At 39.1% G+C, this 21,017-nt stretch carries 14 protein-coding genes; 13 read left to right on the forward strand and 1 reads right to left on the reverse strand.

From position 1 onward, the window contains the following. Window positions 1-118: 118 nt before the first annotated feature. The 5 genes from IPZ59_RS13470 (at window position 119) to tamL (ending at window position 12,570) form a co-directional block, all read left to right on the forward strand. Window positions 119-1,741, forward strand: coding sequence for an ABC-F family ATP-binding cassette domain-containing protein (locus IPZ59_RS13470; protein WP_236136573.1), 1,623 nt, complete (start codon window positions 119-121; stop codon window positions 1,739-1,741). Between the two features lie 422 nt (window positions 1,742-2,163). After that, the gene (locus IPZ59_RS13475; protein ID WP_236136574.1) at window positions 2,164-3,570 is read left to right on the forward strand and encodes a sodium:solute symporter family protein; all 1,407 of its coding nucleotides are present in this window, start codon (window positions 2,164-2,166) and stop codon (window positions 3,568-3,570) included. Continuing rightward, window positions 3,548-4,729: a class I SAM-dependent rRNA methyltransferase gene (locus IPZ59_RS13480; protein WP_236136575.1), complete on the forward strand. Its 1,182-nt coding sequence runs from the start codon at window positions 3,548-3,550 to the stop codon at window positions 4,727-4,729. Before IPZ59_RS13475 ends, IPZ59_RS13480 begins: the two co-directional genes overlap by 23 nt. Window positions 4,730-5,257: 528 nt before the next feature. After that, window positions 5,258-10,273, forward strand: a complete 5,016-nt coding sequence (locus IPZ59_RS13485) for a translocation/assembly module TamB domain-containing protein (protein WP_236136576.1) — start codon at window positions 5,258-5,260, stop codon at window positions 10,271-10,273. 26 nt (window positions 10,274-10,299) lie between these two features. Beyond that, on the forward strand, window positions 10,300-12,570 hold the full coding sequence (gene tamL, locus IPZ59_RS13490) for a translocation and assembly module lipoprotein TamL (RefSeq protein ID WP_449560097.1): 2,271 nt from the start codon (window positions 10,300-10,302) through the stop codon (window positions 12,568-12,570). Here tamL and IPZ59_RS13495 read toward each other — a convergent pair. After that, window positions 12,567-12,800, reverse strand: coding sequence for a hypothetical protein (locus tag IPZ59_RS13495; RefSeq protein WP_236136578.1), 234 nt, complete (start codon window positions 12,798-12,800; stop codon window positions 12,567-12,569). The two genes, tamL and IPZ59_RS13495, sit on opposite strands and share 4 nt — an antisense overlap. A gap of 327 nt (window positions 12,801-13,127) precedes the next feature. On the opposite strand from IPZ59_RS13495, the gene IPZ59_RS13500 reads away from it, so the two are divergent. From IPZ59_RS13500 to aroF, 8 genes are all read left to right on the forward strand, one after another. Continuing rightward, on the forward strand, window positions 13,128-14,534 hold the full coding sequence (locus tag IPZ59_RS13500; protein ID WP_236136579.1) for an anthranilate synthase component I family protein: 1,407 nt from the start codon (window positions 13,128-13,130) through the stop codon (window positions 14,532-14,534). Between the two features lie 21 nt (window positions 14,535-14,555). Then, window positions 14,556-15,128 (forward strand): anthranilate synthase component II, encoded by a 573-nt coding sequence (locus tag IPZ59_RS13505; RefSeq protein WP_236136580.1) that lies wholly within the window; start codon window positions 14,556-14,558, stop codon window positions 15,126-15,128. 206 nt (window positions 15,129-15,334) lie between these two features. Continuing rightward, window positions 15,335-16,348, forward strand: a complete 1,014-nt coding sequence (trpD, locus tag IPZ59_RS13510; protein WP_236136581.1) for an anthranilate phosphoribosyltransferase — start codon at window positions 15,335-15,337, stop codon at window positions 16,346-16,348. Between the two features lie 8 nt (window positions 16,349-16,356). Continuing rightward, window positions 16,357-17,169 carry an indole-3-glycerol phosphate synthase TrpC gene (gene trpC / locus IPZ59_RS13515; protein ID WP_236136582.1) on the forward strand — a complete coding sequence of 271 codons (813 nt, stop codon included), beginning with the start codon at window positions 16,357-16,359 and terminating at the stop codon, window positions 17,167-17,169. 1 nt (window position 17,170) lies between these two features. Beyond that, window positions 17,171-17,821: a phosphoribosylanthranilate isomerase gene (locus tag IPZ59_RS13520; RefSeq protein WP_236136583.1), complete on the forward strand. Its 651-nt coding sequence runs from the start codon at window positions 17,171-17,173 to the stop codon at window positions 17,819-17,821. Then, entirely contained in the window at window positions 17,818-18,996 is a 1,179-nt protein-coding gene (trpB, locus tag IPZ59_RS13525) for a tryptophan synthase subunit beta (RefSeq protein ID WP_236136584.1), read from the forward strand. The genes IPZ59_RS13520 and trpB overlap by 4 nt, the downstream gene beginning before the upstream one ends. Window positions 18,997-19,219: 223 nt before the next feature. After that, window positions 19,220-19,993 carry a tryptophan synthase subunit alpha gene (trpA, locus tag IPZ59_RS13530; protein WP_236136585.1) on the forward strand — a complete coding sequence of 258 codons (774 nt, stop codon included), beginning with the start codon at window positions 19,220-19,222 and terminating at the stop codon, window positions 19,991-19,993. 4 nt (window positions 19,994-19,997) lie between these two features. After that, window positions 19,998-21,017: a 3-deoxy-7-phosphoheptulonate synthase gene (gene aroF, locus IPZ59_RS13535; protein WP_236136586.1), complete on the forward strand. Its 1,020-nt coding sequence runs from the start codon at window positions 19,998-20,000 to the stop codon at window positions 21,015-21,017.

The raw sequence follows: 21,017 nt of genomic DNA on the forward strand, positions 1-21,017 counted from the left end.
GAGTGTTTAGAGACTCAATTAGGATATCTTTTCTGATACTTATGCGTAAATTCAAACCATGCTTTTGCAGGCTTGCAGCATAAAGGTTATCTTTGCAGCCTCATAAAAAAAGAAGCACATGATTTCTGTAGATAATCTTTCCCTCAAGTTTGGCAAACGTACCCTTTTCGAAGATGTAAATCTTAAATTCACTCCGGGTAACTGTTACGGTGTGATTGGGGCCAATGGTGCCGGGAAATCCACTTTTTTAAAAATTCTCTCCGGTGACCAAGATAGTACCTCAGGAGCTATTAACATTACCCCGGGTCAACGCATGGCTGTGTTGAAGCAGAATCATTTTGAATTTGATGAGGTGGAAGTCTTGAAAGTAGTGCTGATGGGACACCACAAGCTCTATGCCATCATGGAGGAAAAAGACGCCATCTATATGAAGGAGGATTTTTCAGAAGCAGATGGCATCCGAGCATCAGAATTAGAAGCAGAATTTGCAGAAATGGACGGATGGAATGCGGAATCCGATGCAGCAGCCTTGCTTTCTGGTCTAGGTATTACCGAGGATTTACATTACCTACAAATGAAAGAATTAGCAGGTAATCAAAAGGTAAGGGTCTTATTGGCACAAGCACTTTTTGGTAATCCTGATATCCTGATTTTGGATGAGCCTACCAACGACTTAGATGCGGACACTATCAATTGGTTAGAAGATTTTTTGGTGAATTTCAAAAATCTAGTAATTGTAGTATCCCACGATAGGCATTTCTTGGACGCTGTTTCAACGCATATTGTGGACATTGATTTTGGAAAAATTCGTATTTATTCAGGTAACTATACGTTCTGGTATGAGTCATCCCAATTGGCTGCCAAGCAAAAATCTGATCAAAGTAAAAAAGTAGAGGAAAAGCGAAAGGAATTACAGGAGTTTATTGCCCGATTCTCTGCTAACGTAGCAAAGTCCAAGCAAGCTACTGCACGAAAGAAAATGTTGGAAAAGTTGAATGTTGACGAGATTCAACCTTCTACCCGAAAGTATCCAGGTATCATCTTTAAACCGGAAAGAGAAGCTGGAGATCAGATTTTTATGACCGAAGGGTTGGAGTTAAAAGATGACAATGCTATTTATTTTACCGATGTTAATTTGATGGTGGATAAGGGAGATAAAATTGCCTTTATCTCCAAGACCAAACAAGCAGTCAACAAATTCTTTCAAACGATTATGGATGAAATCCCTGTTCAAAAGGGTTCATTCCGATGGGGTGTGACGATCAATAAGGCTTATTTGCCAAACGATAACTCCAAGTTTTTCCAGACTGATTTGAATCTCATCGATTGGTTGAGACAGTTTTCTACCAATCAGGAGGAGGCATATGTTCGGACTTTCTTGGGAAGAATGCTCTTTACAGGGGAAGAAACCTTGAAAAAATCATCGGTTCTATCCGGGGGTGAAAAAGTGAGATGTATGGTGTCACGTATGATGCTTCAAAACCCAAATTTATTGGTCATGGATGAGCCAACCAATCACCTAGATTTGGAATCAATTACTGCTTTTAATAACGCCGTAATCGAGTTTAATGGAACCGTCCTATTAAGTTCTTATGACCATGCATTTGTCTCAACGACAGTTAATCGGATCATTGAATTTACTCCTAAAGGAACCATAGATCGACGCATGCCTTATGATGATTATTTGGCATCTGAAGAAATCAAGGCTTTGAGAGCGAAGATGTATGATTTGAAAGGATGAAGGCTTGAGGGAGAATCAAGAACCAAGAAATTTCAGGACGTGACATATTTATCCTAATAGAAGAGGGGGTGCTATAGAACGAAGAATTGAGAATGATTTAAATGATTAAGTCGAGGGTAGAAGAGAAATAATGGTAAAAACCTCTGAAAAACCTGGTAGGTTTTTACTGACTTAGGTTCTGATTTAAAGCCAGTTAAACTATTTAAAAACTTGCCAGGTTTAACAAATGGCGTTAATAATGTACCAAGTATAGATTCATGTAAAAACAAAGAATAATCGTATTTCTATAATTAACTGAACCGTTGACACTCTCTAACGAATCACCATCCATTCTTAACCCCTCATTAAAAGTACTCACTATTCATCATGCACTGCTCACTGCTCACTAAGCACTGTTCACTGTTAACTAATCACTCCTCGTATTGCTACTAACCGCCATTGTAATATACCTGTTGATTACTGTCCTGATAGGGGCTTGGTCGTCGAAGTTGGTGAAAAACTCCAATGATTTTGTATTGGCGGGTAGACAGTTACCCTTGTTTTTATCGGCATCGGCTTTATTTGCTACATGGTTTGGTTCAGAGACGATTTTTGGGGCATCCTCTGAATATTTGGAACATGGTCTCCAAGGCGTGATTGAAGATCCATTTGGAGGTGCTTTGTGTTTGATTTTATTTGGGGCATTTTATCTGAGGCCTATGTATCGAATGAATGTGCTGACCATAGGGGATGTTTACAGAAAGCTTTTTGGTCCCCGGGTGGAGTTCTTTGCTTCCATTTTTATGATCCCTTCCTATTTCGGCTATGTGGCAGCGCAATTAGTGGCATTGGCCTTGATTTTTACTTCGGTTTCGGATTTGACAATTGCACAAGGAATTCTGATTTCTGCTGGTATTGTGGTTTTTTACACCTTCTTAGGAGGTATGTGGGCAATTTCGATCACTGATTTTATCCAAACCACCTTAATTGTAGTTGGGTTGGTTTGGGTGGCTGTATTGGTTGCCGAAAAGGCTGGAGGAGTCATGCCGATTTTAGAATCAGCACCAGAAGGAAGCTATCAGTTTTTACCGGATATGAATGGTATTTCCTGGCTGAATTACCTCGGTGCATGGATGATTTTGGGAATTGGCAGTATTCCCTCCCAAGATATATATCAGCGAGTGATGGCATCCAAGAGCGAAAAGGTAGCAATACGATCCACGTATTTGGCAGGAGCATTTTATGTGACGATTGGCTTACTGCCTTTGTTCATTGCGTTGGGCGCTAAGTTTTTGTATCCCGAGATCTATTTGGAAAATAAGCAGTTATTACTTCCAGAAATGGTCCTGAGGCATTCGGGTCTACATGTGCAGGTTCTATTTTTTGGTGCTTTGATTTCGGCTATCATGAGTACTACTAGTTCTGGTCTGCTGGCACCTTCAGCTATTATCTCTGAAAATCTCATTCGTCCTTATTTCGGTTCAAAACTAAAGGATTCACATTTTTTATGGATTCTGCGTTTAAATATTGTTTCAGTTGCAATAGTTGCTACCTTGATGGCCCATTGGAAAACGAATATCTATGAACTCGTTGCTGGAGCTTCTATTTTAATGATGGTGTCGCTATTTGTCCCATTGACAGCGGGTCTGTACTGGAAAAAAGCCTCCGAAATGGGCGCTCTAATGTCGATAGTTCTTGGAATGATTGCTTTTCTCGGCTTTTCTTTGGTAGAAGAGCTACCTATATACCCACACCTTCCCGCACTTGGTATCAGCGCGCTAAGCATGGTAGTGGGTTCTTATATTTTCCCTCATAAACCCAAAACTCATGTTACCATATCCCATCATTAAATTAGGCAAAAGCAAAGAAATTTCTCTTTTTCGTAGACATCATTGGGTGTTTTCTGGAGCCATTTTGGAAAAAGACGAAACTCTCAAAAATGGAGACTTGGTTCAGGTTCATAGCTTTAAAGGTGAGTTCTTAGGAGTTGGGCACTTTCAGTATGGTTCCATCATGGTAAGGGTCATCAGTTTCCAAGAAGAATTGATCGATGCTGCTTTTTGGGAAAAACGTTTGATGGATGCTTACCAAGTTAGGAAAAGCATTGGTTTGGTAGATTCTAATATAACCAATGTGTACCGGTTGATCCACGGAGAAGGGGATGGTTTTCCTGGATTAATCATTGATTTTTATAATGGGACGGCAGTTATTCAATGTCATCAGATTGGCATGTACAAACATGTAAAAGAAATTGCACAAGCATTGAAGGTAGTTTACAGTAGTTCACTTGATTGCGTATATGATAAAAGTGCGGAGACTTTGCCTAAAGGAACAGGAGTGGAAAACCGGATTGTACTAGGCGAACCAAAAACCACTCAAGTATTGGAACATGGATGTATCTATGAAATTGATTGGGAAAAAGGACAAAAAACTGGATTTTTTGTAGATCAACGTGAAAATAGAAATTTATTGGGATCCTATTCAAAAGGGAAAAAAGTACTCAATACATTCTGCTATTCAGGGGGTTTTTCAGTAGCATCTCTGAAGGCAGGTGCGACAGAGGTACACTCCGTTGATATTTCAACCAAAGCCATTGAATTAACTGATAAAAATGTGGCTTTAAATGTAGGTTTTGAAGGAAAGCATCAATCCATCGTAGCAGATGTGGTCAAGTATATTCGGGATATTGAATTGGATTACGATGTCATTGTTTTAGATCCACCTGCTTTTGCCAAAAATATAAAGTCTAGGCATAATGCTGTCCAAGCCTATAAGAGATTGAATGCCGAAGCATTGAAGCGGATTCAGAAAGGAGGAATCCTATTTACCTTTTCTTGTTCTCAAGTAGTGGATAAAAAGTTATTTTCCGATACCATTACTGCTGCCGCTTTTGAAGCTAAAAGGAATGTACGAATCTTACATTATTTGTCTCAACCGGGAGACCACCCAATCAATTTGTTTCATACGGAAACGGAGTATTTGAAAGGTTTGGTCCTCTACGTAGAGTAAAACGTTAAGGAATGAAATTAGCAGGACTTATGAAAAAATAGAACATGAAACCTGTTAGCACAATAGAAATAAGCAAGCTGATCAACATAATTCGTCCATAATAAAAGACAGGCCTTATTTCCCCTTTTTTATCTTGGATAAAGGTTTTGCTGAAAGGGAAAAAACCTTGGGAAAGTGCAAGACTTGTTAGAAAATAAATGCTTAATAAAAAACCAATTGTAAAGTAATATTCCATAACTCAATCAAAAGATTCTCAAGTTAGTATATTTTCTAGCATCAACAATTACTTTCCCCCAAAAGTAATAATTTGGTAACAGAATTTTGGCTCATATCATTGGTGGGTTAAAACAATTTGGTGGTATCTCTAGTGAAACATCATTTCGTAGCATAGTATTTTTGGCATGATTTTTTGAACAAAGTCTATCTAAAAGGTGTCAACTTAGCGGTAAGTTAACTTGCAAAGTAATATCTTTGGAATTAGTAGTTTAACCAAATAGCATCATTATCAAGCGATTTTTCTACAGACTTTTGAAAATCTTAGGAGGCATCCTTGCCTTTTTGGTACTATTTATTGGTTTGACTCTGCTTTTTATCCGTTCCCCTTGGGGGCAAGAGATCATTACTTCCAAAGCTGTGGATTATCTTTCTAAGAAAACAGGTGCTGAAATCAGTATAGGAAGACTGTTTATTACCTTTTCTGGAGACTTGTATTTAGAGGATTTATATGTGAGTGATGTCAAAGGTGATACCTTGTTATACTCCGGTTCTTTAGAGACTGGGATAGCCATCCGACCATTGATCCAATCAGGGGAAATTACTGTTACTAGATTAGAATGGGAACGTTTGGTCGCAAGGGTTAGCAGGTCTGATGATAGCGACACTTTTAATTTTGATTTTTTAATTGAGCCATTTGTTGGTGAATCGAATCAGGAGGAAGTTAGCCCCTTATTAGAAGAGGATACTCCAACTGATTTTCCTGAAATCAACTTACCGATTGTTTCTATCAAAGACATAGATGTGGTGTATAATGACCAATGGTTGGGGATAAATGCCTCCATTCAATGGGATGTTTTTCGATTAGATGCTCAAACAGTCGATTTGAATCAAATGAATTTTGATCTGAATGAAGTGCTATTGCGTGAAGCGACTATACGCTATATACAATCTAAACCATTTGAACCAGCAAGCGAAGAAACAGAAGAGGCATCGGCATCTTTACCATTAATTGCCTTGCAGAATGGGACATTGAATAATGTAGCGCTATTCTATGAATCTATTCCAGATGGTATCTTAGCAAATGTCAACATTGGAGACTTTAAACTTCAATTACCTGAAGCAGACTTAGAAAGTCAAAATGTTTTAGTCAAATTGATTTCTTTAGAAAATTCTACAATAGATTTAGTTCTAAAGACTACTGAAGAAAGTAGTTCCACCACATCTGATTCATCTGCTGAGTTTGAGTGGCCTGACTGGAATGTTCACATGCATTATTTAGGTTTTTCCAATCTTGATATCACCTATTCCTTCAACGAACAACTGCCTCGTCCAGGGTATTTCAATCCTGATGCAATAGCCATTACTGATTTTAACATGGAAGCCCGCACCCTCAGCTTTAAGCCGGGCAAGGTAGTATTGAAACTAGATGATGTTCGATTCCAGGAAAGTTCGGGATTTCAGTTGAAGAAGTTTGGAATGGATATGTTGTTGACTGACCAAAAGCTAGATATTTCCACTATTGCAATAGAAACAGGTGAAAGTAAACTTAATTCAGCAATCGATTTAAGTTTTTCTTCTATCACTGATTGGATAGTCAATCCCTTAGCAATGAATTACAGTATTAAACTGAATGAGTTTCGTACTAACTTTAGGGAATTAAGTTTGTTTGATCCTAGTCTTCGCAAAGAAGATTGGTACAGAGAAGTTAGCGGGAAAGTACTTTCTCTCAAAGGAACAGTTGCAGGAAATGAGCAAAGAGTAAAGGTAAATGGTCTCAGTGCATCTTATAATCGGGATTTGAGATTTGCCATGAAATCGGGGGAGTTTTCAAATTACCTTGATGTGGAAAAGCTATCCTTGGCGCTAAGCGAATCAAAACTGACTGGTACCAAAGCCGCTATCGCTGGGTTTTTGACTGAAGATACAGAAGCATACGTTCCAGAAACTTATGCGTTGACAGTGCAAGGAAAAGGAAGTAGTAAGGATTTTGAAGGAAAAGTTGAATTTAGTAGTTCATTAGGGGATGCATCTGCCAGTTTAGTTCTGAGTGATAAAGATGCATGGATTGTTAGTACAGAACTTCAACTACTCGAAATTCAGGTGGGACAAATGCTTGATTTGCCTGCTTTGGAGCCAATTAGTTTGCAAATGGTTTTGGATGCAGAAGTAAATGACCTTTATGAATCCTTTGCAACGGTAAGTTTGGGATTTGAAAAGCTTACTTGGGATGGCATTGATTTTTCTGACTTGGAAATTTTAGCTTCAATGGAACAACAGGATGCTGTCATCACGGTCAGTCATTCTGCCGATTTTTTGAATATGGATTTACAATTAAAGGCAAAAGTAGATACGCTCAAGCCCGAAATTCAACTGCTTCTGGATCTAAAAAATCTAAACGCACAATACCTTGGTTTGACCAAACAAGCGGTGATTACCAGTTTGAAATCTACTGGCAATTTTGTCTTAGATGGGTCTGATTTCGAAGGAGATTTGATGATTTCTGATGCATTTATGCGGATCCAAGGGCAGCGCAGCATTCCCATGGGTGATATTCAGTTACTAGTTGCTCAAGCAGAAACTAAGAGTTCATTCAAATTGATCAGTGATTTTTTAAATGGAGAATTCGTAGGGAACCGTGATTTTGCTATGATTGCGTCCGCCTTGACAGCTTATATGGAAGATCAGTTGGCTGTTGAGAAACTAGATAAGGATCAAATAGAAGATGTTAAAGCGAAAGCAAACTTCACCTTTCAATCTACACCATTTATTGATCAACTGCTGATAGCCAATGTAGATCGCATAGATTCTATCAGGATTGATTTTGATTTTGAAGCACAAGCTGCTCGGTTGAATGCACAAATGCAAGTTCCATTTATTCAATATGGGGGCTTAGGTGTAGATAGTTTATTAGTAACTCTAGCAGGTAAAAGAGAAGAATTGAACTTGGTATTGAGTTTTGAATCCTTAGAAACAGGTCCTGTGGCTATGGATGAAACCAAGTTTTCTGCAAGATTGAAAGACCAAGAGATCTTTACTCAATTCCAATCGAGCCAAGATGAAGACTTCATTATCTTTGTCAAGTCCCATATTTTTTGGGAAGGGGATACCTTGATTTATAAAATGATGCCGGAGAATTTTACGCTTAACAAACGAGCGTGGGAGATTCCCGAGACTAATGCTATCCGGTATGCAGAGGGGTTTTTGGCATTTGAGAGTTTTGATTTGACCAGAACCAATCAACGGTTTTCTATAACCAACCAACTCGAGGGAATAGAGGAAGATCACTTGGCTTTGGTTGTGGATAATTTTGATGTGAACACCATCACTTCTTTCCTTAATCCAGATGAACCATTCCTCAAAGGAAGAGCAAATGGAAGTATTGTGATTGAGAGACCTCTGGAGGATATTGGCCTTTTGGCCGACTTTTCAATAAAGGATTTAGTCGCCCTTGATATTCCTTTAGGGACCTTGAGTTTGGATGCCGATTCTCAAAATCTTAAGGAGTATGAGTTTGGCTTGCGCATAAAGGATGGTCTTATTGATGCAGCCATAGATGGTCAGTTACGATCAGATGATCTAGCATCTTTGTTAAGCTTAAAAGTAGACATACAATCCATAGATCTTAAATTGATGGAAATCCTGTCAGATGGTGAGTTATCCGCTGCTACGGGGAAGTTATCGGGACAATTGAAAGCATCAGGTTCAACCGATGATTTAGACTACACGGGTTTTTTAAAATTGGATCAAGCCCGTTTTACAGTTAGTTCTATCAATGCTGAGTTTGCTTTTCCTGATGAGCAGGTTGATATTACCAGAAATTTTTTGGAGTTTAAAGACTTCACCATGAAGGATGCATTGGGAAGCAATTTTTTGGTAAATGGGAAAGTTTTTACAGAAGATTACTCTAACGTAGGCTTTGATTTGACATTGAATACCAAAGGTTTTCAGTTGTTGAATTCCACAAGAGCGGATAATGATTTATTTTTTGGAAAAGCCAATATTGATTTGGATATGAAGGTGACAGGCCCACTTAGTCTACCGAAAATGGATGTCATATTTGCTTTGAACAGAGGTTCAGAAATTACCTTTATTGTTCCAGAAGATCAATTGGATATGCAAGAAAGGGACGGTGTGGTGCTGATGGTCAACCGAAAAGATCCTTATGACATATATTATCAACGGGAACTTGATTTGTATACCCAAGGAGCTCAAGGTTTTGATGTACGCGCCAATATAAAAGTTGATCCAAACTTCGTATTCAATTTAATAGTCGATGAACGGACCGGAGATAATTTAAAGTTGCAGGGAGAGGCCGATCTCAATATGTTGATGGACTCTAATGGAAATATTTCACTTTCTGGAAAGTATGAAGTTAAGCAAGGACATTATGAATTGAATTTGTTTGGCTTGGTCAACAGAAGATTCCTGCTAGGAGAAGGCAGTTCGGTGACTTGGACAGGCGACCCTCTGGACGCCAATTTGGATTTGACTGCCATATATAATGTCCGTACTTCTGCTGCAGAATTAATGCAAGCGCAACTGAGTGGTACGGATGCCAGTACTCGTGGACAATTTAGGCAAGTATTACCATTTATGGTATATTTGAATATTAAGGGTGAATTGATGAGCCCTGAGATTTCTTTTCGATTGGACATGCCTGAAAATGAACAGGGAGTATTTGGAGGTAATGTATATGCCGCAGTCAATCAATTGAACGAAAAAGAGGATGAATTGACAAAGCAAGTTTTTGCATTGTTGGTTTTAAATCAGTTTTTTCCAAGTATGGGGAGTGATGGAAGTACAGGTGGATCAGTAAATCTAGCTCGTTCTAGTGTTAGTCAAGTTTTGAGTACACAATTAAATGCACTTTCTGATAAACTTTTTGGTAATTCTGGATTTTCTTTAGACTTTGATTTGGATTCTTTTACAGATTTTCAAAATGGTGGTCCGCAAGACCGCACGCAATTAAATGTAGCTGCTAAGCAAACCTTATTAGATAATAGAATGGTGATTTCTGTTGGAGGTCAAGTAGATGTGGAGGGAGGGAACAGAGAGCAAGTTAATCAAGGAGATGCTTTATTTGGAGATGTGAGTGTAGAATATTTACTGGATGAGCGGTCCCAATGGAGAGCTAAAGCATTTAGAAGAAATCAATTTGAATCGGTGATTGATGGACAATTGATCGTAACCGGAATTGCCTTGATTTTCAACAAGGAGTTTAATGAATTTGCAGAGCTATGGAAGAGGAGATCTCAAGAGTCTCAAAAGACGCCTGAAGAAATCAAACTTGAACGTGATGCTCAATTAAAGGAGGAAGAAAAGGAATGAGTCTACGTTTCTTACATAGTATTTGGATGTTAGTGCTACTCCTAAGTTTCTTTTCGTGTAGTATAAAAAAATATATCCCGGAAGGCGAGCACTTGTATACTGCTCATAAACTAACCTTAGAGACTTCGATTAATAAACAGGATCGATCTAGATTGGAGTCCGAATTAACGCCCTTGATTCGTCCCAATCCAAATTCAACCATACTCGGTCAACGCTTTGGACTATGGGCTTACTATAAAGGACAGCAAGAAAAACCAGGTTTTATCAACCGCTATTTGGCTAGAAAATTTGGAGAAGAGCCTGTTTATCTTTCCAATGTTCAACCACAGCGAACCGAAGGTATTTTATTGAATCGTCTGGAGAATAAAGGTTATTTTTTGGGTACATCTACATCAGAAGTAACTAAAGGAAGAAAGTATGCGCAGGTCGCTTATAGGTTAATTTTTGGAGAAGCCTATAAACTGGCAACCTATACCTTGCAAGAGGATACTTCTGCCTTGATGCTAACCATTCAGGAAGATCTTGAAAATACACTTCTACCGGTTGGGAGTAGATTTGATTTGGATCAATTGAAGGCTGAACGTACACGTATTGATGCGATGTTAAAAAGTAAAGGCTATTTTAATTTTAATGCAGACTTATTGATTTTTGAGGTAGATACGAATCAATACCAAGACAAGCAATTTGACCTATTACTACGACTGAAAAGTAATGTTCCTCAGCGCTCTCTCCACCCTTATACCATACAAAATATTTCAGTTTTCCCAGATTTTTCCATATCCGGCAATAGACAAGCGAGAGATACAGTAGTTGTCAATGGAGTAGGGATTATACAGGATGAGTTAGTTTTTAAACCAGAATATTTGGAACCATACATCTTGTTTAAAAACAATACACGCTTCAATCCTACCACATCAAGATTGACAAGTAATCGATTATCTGCTATTGGTAATTTTCGGTATGTTAACATCGAGTTTCAACAGGCAGATACAGTTTTGATGGAGAATGGGACGTATCCATTGAACGCACGTGTATTTCTGTCTCCATTAAATAAACGGAGTGTTCGAGCAGAACTTCAGGGAGTTACTAAATCCAATACATTTGTTGGTCCGGGCTTAGTTTTGAATTATAGTAATCGAAATATATTTCAGGCGGGTGAAATCTTTACGCTCCGAGGAAATATTGGGTATGAACAACAAGTAGCATCTGGTCAGCGGGAAGCTTTGCGTTCCATAGAATTGGGATTACAAGCCAATTTGATCTTTCCACGGGTACTTTTTCCTATTCCGATCATGAACCGTTTTCAAATTGCAATACCAAAAACTCGAATGGGACTAGGTTTTGAATACCAAAACCGCACGGATTTATATCTTATCCAATCTTACAATGCATCCTTTGGGTATTTTTGGAATGTCAATCGGTATGCCTATCACGAATTGAATCCATTGGCATTGAGTGTGGTTAACCTTGCGAGGACTACGCCTCAATTTGAGGAAATTCTAAACTCCAATCCATTTTTAAGACGAAGTTTTGAGCAACAATTTATCCTGGGATTGAATTATGCATTCAATTATAATCAGTTGATAGATGAGAACAGAAAAACCCCTTTATTTTTCGCAAGTTCAATTGATATTGCTGGTAATAGTTTGTTTGCGGTTAATTCAATTTTTAACGCTAGAAACCCAGAGTCTTTTTTGGGATTAGAATATGCGCAATATGTTAAAGGCGATATTGATTTCCGTGTTTATCATCGTTTTAGTTCAGAAAACTTGCTGGTAGCAAGGTTTTTTGGAGGTATAGGAGCTCCTTTGGGTAATTCTGTTTCTCTGCCATTTGTCAAGCAATATTTTAGTGGAGGACCTAGAAGTGTACGATCTTTCCGGATTCGTTCCTTGGGTCCAGGTTCATTTGTACCTCAAACAATTGGTACGGGTGGATTCTTTGATCAAGCAGGGGATATCATCATAGAGTCCAATTTGGAATACCGCTTTCCATTCAACAAATACCTTAAAGGAGCATTGTTTGTAGATGCTGGGAATGTTTGGTTATTCAATGAAAATGAGGCGCTTCCAGGTGGAAAATTTTCCTCCAAATGGGCTGAACAATTGGGGGTAGGAGCAGGAATAGGACTTCGATTTGATATTCAAATCTTTGTATTACGATTTGATTTGGCTGCTCCTGTAAGACGCCCATGGTTACAACAGGAAGATCGATGGATAAGAGATGTTAGATTTACGGATCGTGATTGGAGAAGGGATAATTTAATTTTAAATTTTGCAATCGGGTACCCTTTCTAGGCTTTTTTTAGATACAATTCAAACTCCAATGGACTAGATGCTTTAAATTCATCTACTTCTAAATCTTCGAAAATTTCTTCATCAAATTTTAAATCAGTTTTCTCTACGGTTCCATTTGGATGTATAATTAGCTCGGTACCTGAAAATGAATCAGGGTCTACTTTAACCAGTACTTGATAATCATCAAAAATCCGTTTAAAATACTGAGGGATACTTTTTGCTTTTTTCATTGCGGAAATTTAGATAAAATAAGGAATGCTCCCAAATTCCAATGAGATAGATTTTTGACTACAGATGAACCATTTATTGATCATTTTCACCTTATTTATGAAAAAAAGCAAAAAATTGAGATTCTTCATTTGACTTTGTAAAAGCATTTCTATATTTGTTTCATAATTACTTATACAATGAATTTAAACATGAACTATTGGTGGTGGCATTCTAATTCTTTCCTTCGGAAGAACCTTAAAGCTATTGCCTGATATGTAGTGTTAAAAAATATATTTCAAAGGCTTGCTGGTTTTTCCCGCAAGCCTTTTTTAGTTTTTACTGAACCTATGAAACGATTTAATTTACAAACAAATTACAAAAAGGTATTAGCAGATACGATTACTCCTGTAAGTATTTACTTGCAAATCCGTGATCGATTTTCCAATCCTATATTGCTAGAAAGCTCCGATTATCATGGACAAGATAACAGCTATTCCTATGTTTGCTTCAATCCTCTGGCTTCCTTTGTCTTGAATAATAGTCAGGTAAAAGAAACCTTGCCAGATGGAAGTGTTTTGGAATACCCAGTGGGTAAGGAAAAAGCATTGATGGATGCCCTGAGAGAATTTTCCTCCAAATTTAAAGACGATAATGGAAAGCATAAATTTATATCCAACGGTCTTTTTGGCTATATCCAATACGATACAGTTAGCTTTTTTGAAGATATTGAATTGAAGGATAGAGATTCTTTGGGTGTTCCGATGATGCAGTATGCTGTCTATCAAAATGTAATTGTAGTGGATCATTTCAAAAATGAAATGTACCTATTTGAACATCAGATTGAAGGCTCTCCTAAGGAACCTGTCATGCCTTTGTTGGAGACGATTTTGAATTCAAAGAATATTCCTTCTTATAGTTTCAAAACAGTAGGAGAGGAATTTTCCAATTATTCGGATGAAGAATTTCTTGATATCTTAAAGAAAGGTCAAGAGCATTGTTTCCGTGGGGACGTGTTTCAAATCGTACTTTCCCGCAGGTTTTCCTCTAAATTCAAAGGTGATGAATTCAATGTGTACCGAGCTTTGCGATCCGTGAACCCTTCACCCTATTTGTTTTATTTTGATTATGGTTCATTCAAAGTATTTGGTAGTTCGCCCGAAGCACAGATAGTGGTTAAAAATAACAAAGCCACGATTTATCCTATTGCAGGAACCTTCAAGCGAACAGGCAATGATTTAGCGGATGCAAGTTTGGCACGTAAACTTTATGATGACCCTAAAGAGAATTCCGAACATGTCATGTTGGTAGATTTAGCTCGAAATGACTTGAGCAGAAGTTCGGAAAAAGTTGAAGTTGAAGTATTTAAAGAGATTCAGTACTACTCTCATGTCATCCATTTAGTATCCAAAGTAACAGGTACTTTGCCAGAAAATGCTAATCCTTTGCAATTGGTTGCAGATACTTTTCCAGCGGGGACTTTATCTGGTGCTCCTAAATACAAAGCGATGGAGATTATTGATAACCTTGAAAATATGCGTCGGACATTTTATGGAGGAGCTATCGGTTTTTTAGGTTTCAATGGAGACTTTAACCATGCTATCTTGATCCGTTCGTTTGTTTCTGAAAACAACGAACTCAGATATCAGGCAGGTGCAGGAGTGGTGGCTAAATCATCTATTCAATCGGAATTACAAGAAGTAGCAAACAAATTAGAAGCATTGCGTGTGGCTTTAAAAGCAGCAGAGAAAATTTAAGGGGTTTTCAGATTTAGGAGTATGAAAATATTGGTGTTAGATAATTACGATTCATTCACATATAATTTGGTGTACATCATTCGTCAGCTTGGCTATGGTGCTCAAATGGATATTTATAGAAATGATAAAATTTCCATAGAAGCAGTGGAAGCTTATGATAAAATTTTGCTCTCTCCAGGACCTGGGATTCCTTCGGAGGCAGGTATCATGCCGGCCTTATTGAAACAATATGCTTCCACAAAGGATATTCTTGGGGTATGTTTAGGCCATCAAGCTATCGGGGAAGCTTTTGGGAGTGGATTGACCAATTTATCAGAAGTGGTTCACGGTTTAGCTTCGGAAGTCACGGTACAGGATGACCTGCTTTTCCAAGCCTTACCCAAGGAGTTTAAGGTAGGTAGGTATCATTCTTGGGTGATCAATGAACAAACCCTTCCTTCCTCTTTGAAAGTGACAGCCCGCACCCCCGATGGGCAAATTATGGCAGTTACGCATGAAGTATACCGGGTAAGGGGAGTACAATTTCATCCGGAGTCTATCTTGACCGAGCATGGAGTGGAGATGATGCGGAATTGGTTGGAGGGGAACAGGTAATCGTGAGGAGTAAGTAGGGAACAGGTAGGAATGAGAAATTAAGCATAAATAATTAGAAATAAGGGTTACTGTTATTAGGAGGAATGAAATCCAAAAACAGATGTGCGTTTTAACCTGACGTGTAGAGTCCAAATGTGGGCTTCAATCCATACTGAGGAAAGAAAAGCAAATCTTAATTCTAAGATCTAAAATCTAAGATAGAATCCATGAAAGAGATATTAAATCAGTTAATTGAACATAAAACACTCTCGAAAGCGCAAGCGAGAGAGGTGCTAAAAAACATTGCATCGGGCAACTATAATACAAGTCAAATTGCAGCTTTTATGACTGTTTATTTGATGCGGAGTATCACGGTAGACGAACTCTCTGGTTTTCGGGAGGCCATGTTGGAACTATGCGTTCCTGTCGAAATTCCTGAATATGATGCTATCGATTTGTGTGGAACAGGAGGGGATGGCAAAGATACCTTTAATATTTCGACACTAGCTTCATTTATTGTGGCTGGTGCTGGACAGGCAGTGGCAAAGCATGGCAATACGGGGGTTTCTTCCATTTGCGGTTCTTCCAATCTCTTAGCCTCTTTTGGTTATGAATTTACTAATGATATCGATAAAATTCGTCGGAACTTGGACGAGGCTGGGATATGCTTTCTGCATGCTCCATTATTTCACCCCGCTATGAAACATGTAGCGCCCATTAGAAAAGAACTGGGTGTAAAAACTTTCTTCAATATGTTGGGGCCAATGGTGAACCCTTCCTTTCCTAAAAAGCAATTAGTGGGCGTATTTAGTTTGGAGTTAGCTCGCTTGTATGGCTATCTCTACCAAGAGAATGAAGGAAGATTTAGTATCTTACATGCATTGGATGGATATGACGAGATTTCATTGACAGGTGACTTCAAGATGATATCCAACGATGGAGAAAAGTTATATACACCAGCAGGTATAGGTTTGCCAAAAATAGTGGCCGCGAGCATAGCAGGAGGAGAGACGATTGCTGAGTCAGCCAAGATTTTTGAGCAAGTGTTGAAAGGTAAAGGAACTGCGGAACAAAATGCCGTGGTGATTGCAAATGCTGCTGCAGCCTTAGTCACAGCTGATGCTCAGATGGATTTTCCAACAGCCATAGCAAAAGCTACGGATTCTCTCATGGGGGGAAAGGCCCTTCAAGTTTTCCAAGCGTTACTTTCGCCTAAAACCAGTATTTCAATTAGCAATTAACAATTCGTATGAATATTCTTGATAAAATTATCGCCCACAAGGCAACGGAAGTAGCAGAAAATAAAAGCTTGGTACCTGTAAAGCTTTTGGAAAAAAGTATCTATTTTAAATCAGAAGTGGTATCCATGAAACGGTACATCACTAGAGGAGATAAAACAGGTATCATCGCTGAGTTTAAACGTAAGTCTCCTTCTAAGGGAGTAATCAATGGAGCAGCGAGTGTGGAGGCTACCACCATTGGTTACATGCAGGCAGGCGCATCTGCCTTGTCTATATTGACTGATCACGAGTTCTTTGGTGGTAAAAATGACGACCTATCGATCGCTCGAAAATATAATTTTTGTCCCATTCTTAGGAAGGATTTCATCATTGACGAATATCAATTGATTGAAGCGAAATCTGTAGGAGCTGATTGTATTTTGCTTATAGCAGCGGCTTTAACACCTGAAAAATTACGCTCCTTGGCTTCCTTTGCAAAAAGTTTGGGATTGGAAGTTTTGATGGAAGTACATGATGGAGATGAGTTAGAAAGAAGCCTGAATGAACACCTGGATTTAGTGGGTGTCAATAATCGAAGTTTAAAAACATTTGATGTCAGCTTGGAAACCTCCTACTCCTTGGTGAATGCCATTCCAAAAGAGTTTGTGAAGATTTCAGAAAGCGGGATTTCAAGTCCTGAGACCTTGATAGAATTAAAGCAGGCAGGTTTTGATGGATTTTTGATAGGTGAAAACTTTATGAAAACCAGTAGACCAGAACAGGCGGCATTAAACTTCATGAATGCATACAGGAAATTAATAAAAACTACTCAAGTGATCTAAGATGCTTTTGAAAGTCTGTGGAATGCGGGATGTTGAAAATATGCGAGGTTTGGAGGAAGAAGTTCGCCCGGATTATATGGGGATGATTTTCTATCCACCATCCCCACGCTATGTGGAGTCGAAAAATTCTGAAGACTATGCCACTATCCAACTCCCGAAAGTAGGGGTATTTGTCAATGAACCCGTAGATAAGGTCTTGGAGACAATTGAGTTGTTTGGGTTGAATGGCGTTCAATTACATGGAAGAGAATCCATGCAATACATTGAAGAGCTTCGGGAAAAGTCTGAGGTCTTTGTATGGAAAGTTTGGTCTGTGAAAGACAACCTAGACTGGGATGCATTAGCATTGGTTGAACCTGTGGTGGATGCTTTTCTATTTGATACATTCACAGAGGCACATGGAGGAAGTGGCAAGGTGTTCAATTGGCAAATTTTAGAAACTTATCCATTTTCTACGCCATTCTTTTTGAGTGGGGGATTAGGTCAGGAGCATGCAGCAGCAATCAGAGAATTAAAAGAGCGTATCCCACAGCTAGTGGGAGTTGACTTAAATTCAAAATTTGAAATAAGTCCTGGATTTAAAGATATTAAGCGATTAGTCGCATTTAAAAATAGTTTAGTAAATACAGAAATAAACGAGGGAAGCAGATGATACAAGTTGATGAAAAAGGATTCTACGGCAAATTTGGTGGTGCCTATATCCCGGAAATGTTACATCCCAATATCGAGGAATTGCGTGAGAATTATGAACAAATCGTGGCAACTCCTGAATTTCAATTGGAGTTTAATGCGCTATTGAAGGATTTTGTAGGCAGGCCTACGCCGCTATATCTGGCTTCTCGCTTATCCGAAAAGTATGGAGCAAAGATTTATCTGAAGCGCGAAGATTTATGTCATACAGGAGCTCATAAAGTAAATAATACCGTAGGGCAGATTATTTTGGCTAAAAAACTCGGTAAAAAACGAATTATCGCAGAGACGGGAGCGGGGCAACATGGAGTAGCCACGGCCACTGTATGTGCATTGATGGGTATGGAGTGTACGATTTACATGGGAGCCTTGGATATTCAGCGGCAGCGCCCCAATGTAGAGCGAATGCGTATTTTGGGTGCCAAGGTTGTACCAGCAACTTCGGGTAGCCAAACCTTGAAAGATGCCACCAATGAAGCGATGAGGCAATGGATCAATAATCCTGTGGACACGCATTACATCATTGGTTCTGTGGTAGGTCCTCACCCGTATCCAGAAATGGTGGCACGCTTCCAATCGGTGATTTCCAAGGAAATCAAGGCCCAGTTGATGGAGAAAGAAGGCACTGAAAATCCTGATATTCTAATAGCGTGTGTTGGTGGAGGTAGCAATGCAGCAGGAACGTTCTATCATTATTACAACATTCCTCAAGTTCGCTTAGTGGCGGCTGAGGCAGCCGGTTTGGGTATTTCCTCAGGAAAATCTGCTGCAACCACAGCTTTGGGAACTCCAGGTATTTTACACGGTAGCAAAACCTTATTGATGCAAACGGAGGATGGTCAAGTTATTGAACCACATTCAATATCTGCTGGCTTGGATTATCCTGGTATAGGACCAGTTCATGCGCATTTATTTGATATCGGGAGGGGAGAGTTTGTTGCCGTAGAAGATGAAGATGCGATGAAAGCAGGGATAGAGCTGAGTCGATTGGAAGGTATTATTCCGGCCATTGAAACTGCCCACGCTATCCATGCATTAAACATGATCGAATACAATTCCAGCGATGTTATTGTCATCAACCTATCAGGTAGAGGGGATAAAGATTTGGATACCTATATCAAGTGGGGAGGGTATTGAGAGGTTAGGAGCGAGAGACTAGAAGCGAGAGGCGAGATACGAGAAGCTAGATAGTAGAAGCAAGCATTTAACCACTTGAAGCGGGTGAAACCATTAGGGGCCATGTGGTAATAGGCTATTGTTGATGCTGGCTAGAAAGTCCAATCGTGACGACCAATAGAGTGGCCTTGGGTTTTAATCCTTGGAAAAAATAGTTTAATGAGGTGTTAACAAAACATTCATAATGAATCGATTACATAGATTATTTGAACAAAAGCAAGAACGGGTACTATCCATTTATTTCACGGCTGGATTTCCCCAATTAGAAGATACATTGCCCGTAATGCAGGCATTGGAATCAGCGGGAGCGGATATCATTGAAGTTGGGATGCCATATTCAGATCCCATTGCGGATGGGCCCACTATTCAGGATTCCAATATGGTTGCTTTGGAAAATGGTATGAATATGAAGAAACTTTTCCAGCAGCTTGAGCACATGCGGGAAAGTATTTCCATTCCAGTAGTGCTGATGGGCTATTTAAATCCCATCATTCAATATGGGATAGAGGCTTTTTGTAAAAAATGCCAAGAGCTCGGTGTTGATGGTTTAATTATTCCCGACTTACCAGTTCAGCAATATTTGGATGAATACAAAGATTTATTTGAATTACATGGGCTATCCAATACCTTCTTAATTTCACCGCAGACCAGTGAACAGCGGATTCGGGAAATTGATGCGCATTCCAGTGGATTCATCTACATGGTTTCCAGTCATAGCATCACAGGTGCTAAAGCTGAAATTTCGGAAGAACAAATTGCCTATTTCAAACGAGTAGAAGCAATGAATCTCAGCAATGCCCGATTGATAGGTTTTGGAATTTCAGATAAAAAAACATTTCTCACAGCATCAACTTACAGCCAAGGAGCTATCATTGGTAGTGCATTTATCAAAGTGCTTAAAGACAGCAAGGATTTATCGAAAGATATTCATGCATACATACAATCCATAATTTCTTAAGATCATGATTATTCAATTACAGGAGGATATTTCCCTGAAGCAGCGGGAGTCACTTTTAGATGAGATTGCCAAAATAGGCTACAAAACTACAGAGGTAAAAACCCAGCTAGGAGATTACATCATCGGAATAGGCAAAAAAGAATTTGATATCCGTAAGATTGGCAAAAAAGAAGGAATCAAGGATATCCATATTGTTTCGGATGAATATAAATTGGTTTCTAAAAAATGGAAAGCGAAACCTACTTCCATTGATTTGGGCGATGGAGTCTTCATTAAGGATGGCGATATGGCCATCATTGCCGGTCCTTGTTCTATTGAATCCGAAGAGCAGATTCGTAAAGTTATTGGTCACCTCAAAGAAAATGGCATCAAAATGATGCGCGGGGGTGTATTTAAACCTCGTTCAAGTCCTTATGCCTTTAGAGGTTTAGGGATAGATGGATTGAAATTATGGTATGATTTAGCTTCTGAGGCGGGAATTAAAATAGTGACTGAGGTCATGCAGGTTTCTCAGATCGAGGAAATGTATCCCTACACTGATATCTATCAGGTTGGTGCCCGCAATACCCAAAATTTCAACTTGTTGGATGAGTTGGGTAAAGTGGACAAAGCAGTGATGATCAAGCGGGGAATTTCAGGAACCATTGAAGAGTTGTTGCAATCGGCAGAGTATGTGTTTTCCGGTGGCAATGAAAAACTCATTTTATGTGAAAGAGGAATTAGAACGTATGAACGTGCCAGTAGAAATACCCTGGATTTGAATGCAGTCCCCATCTTAAAAGCGAAATCCCATTTGCCTGTGATTGTAGATCCTTCCCATGGGATTGGGTTGAGGGCATATGTCTCTCAAATGGCATTGGCTGGAGTAATGGCTGGAGCAGATGGGATCATTTACGAAACCCATGAAATTCCAGAGAAGGCATATTCCGATGGACAGCAAACGTTGGATTTTACACAATCGGCCTTGTTAGCTGATTGGATTCGAAAGACCTTTGCGATGCGTAAAACATTTGACTTGGTTTGA

Origin of the sequence: Mongoliitalea daihaiensis (assembly GCF_021596945.1) — a bacterium.
Taxonomy (GTDB): domain Bacteria; phylum Bacteroidota; class Bacteroidia; order Cytophagales; family Cyclobacteriaceae; genus Mongoliitalea; species Mongoliitalea daihaiensis.

Coding starts and splice junctions, on each gene's coding strand:
- IPZ59_RS13495 (WP_236136578.1), bottom strand. CDS start 12,800: ATGAAAAAAGCAAAAAGTATCCCTCAGTATTTTAAACGGATTTTTGAT.
- trpD (WP_236136581.1), top strand. CDS start 15,335: ATGAAAGAGATATTAAATCAGTTAATTGAACATAAAACACTCTCGAAA.
- trpB (WP_236136584.1), top strand. CDS start 17,818: ATGATACAAGTTGATGAAAAAGGATTCTACGGCAAATTTGGTGGTGCC.
- aroF (WP_236136586.1), top strand. CDS start 19,998: ATGATTATTCAATTACAGGAGGATATTTCCCTGAAGCAGCGGGAGTCA.
- trpA (WP_236136585.1), top strand. CDS start 19,220: ATGAATCGATTACATAGATTATTTGAACAAAAGCAAGAACGGGTACTA.
- IPZ59_RS13480 (WP_236136575.1), top strand. CDS start 3,548: ATGTTACCATATCCCATCATTAAATTAGGCAAAAGCAAAGAAATTTCT.
- IPZ59_RS13505 (WP_236136580.1), top strand. CDS start 14,556: ATGAAAATATTGGTGTTAGATAATTACGATTCATTCACATATAATTTG.
- tamL (WP_449560097.1), top strand. CDS start 10,300: ATGTTAGTGCTACTCCTAAGTTTCTTTTCGTGTAGTATAAAAAAATAT.
- trpC (WP_236136582.1), top strand. CDS start 16,357: ATGAATATTCTTGATAAAATTATCGCCCACAAGGCAACGGAAGTAGCA.
- IPZ59_RS13470 (WP_236136573.1), top strand. CDS start 119: ATGATTTCTGTAGATAATCTTTCCCTCAAGTTTGGCAAACGTACCCTT.
- IPZ59_RS13520 (WP_236136583.1), top strand. CDS start 17,171: ATGCTTTTGAAAGTCTGTGGAATGCGGGATGTTGAAAATATGCGAGGT.
- IPZ59_RS13500 (WP_236136579.1), top strand. CDS start 13,128: ATGAAACGATTTAATTTACAAACAAATTACAAAAAGGTATTAGCAGAT.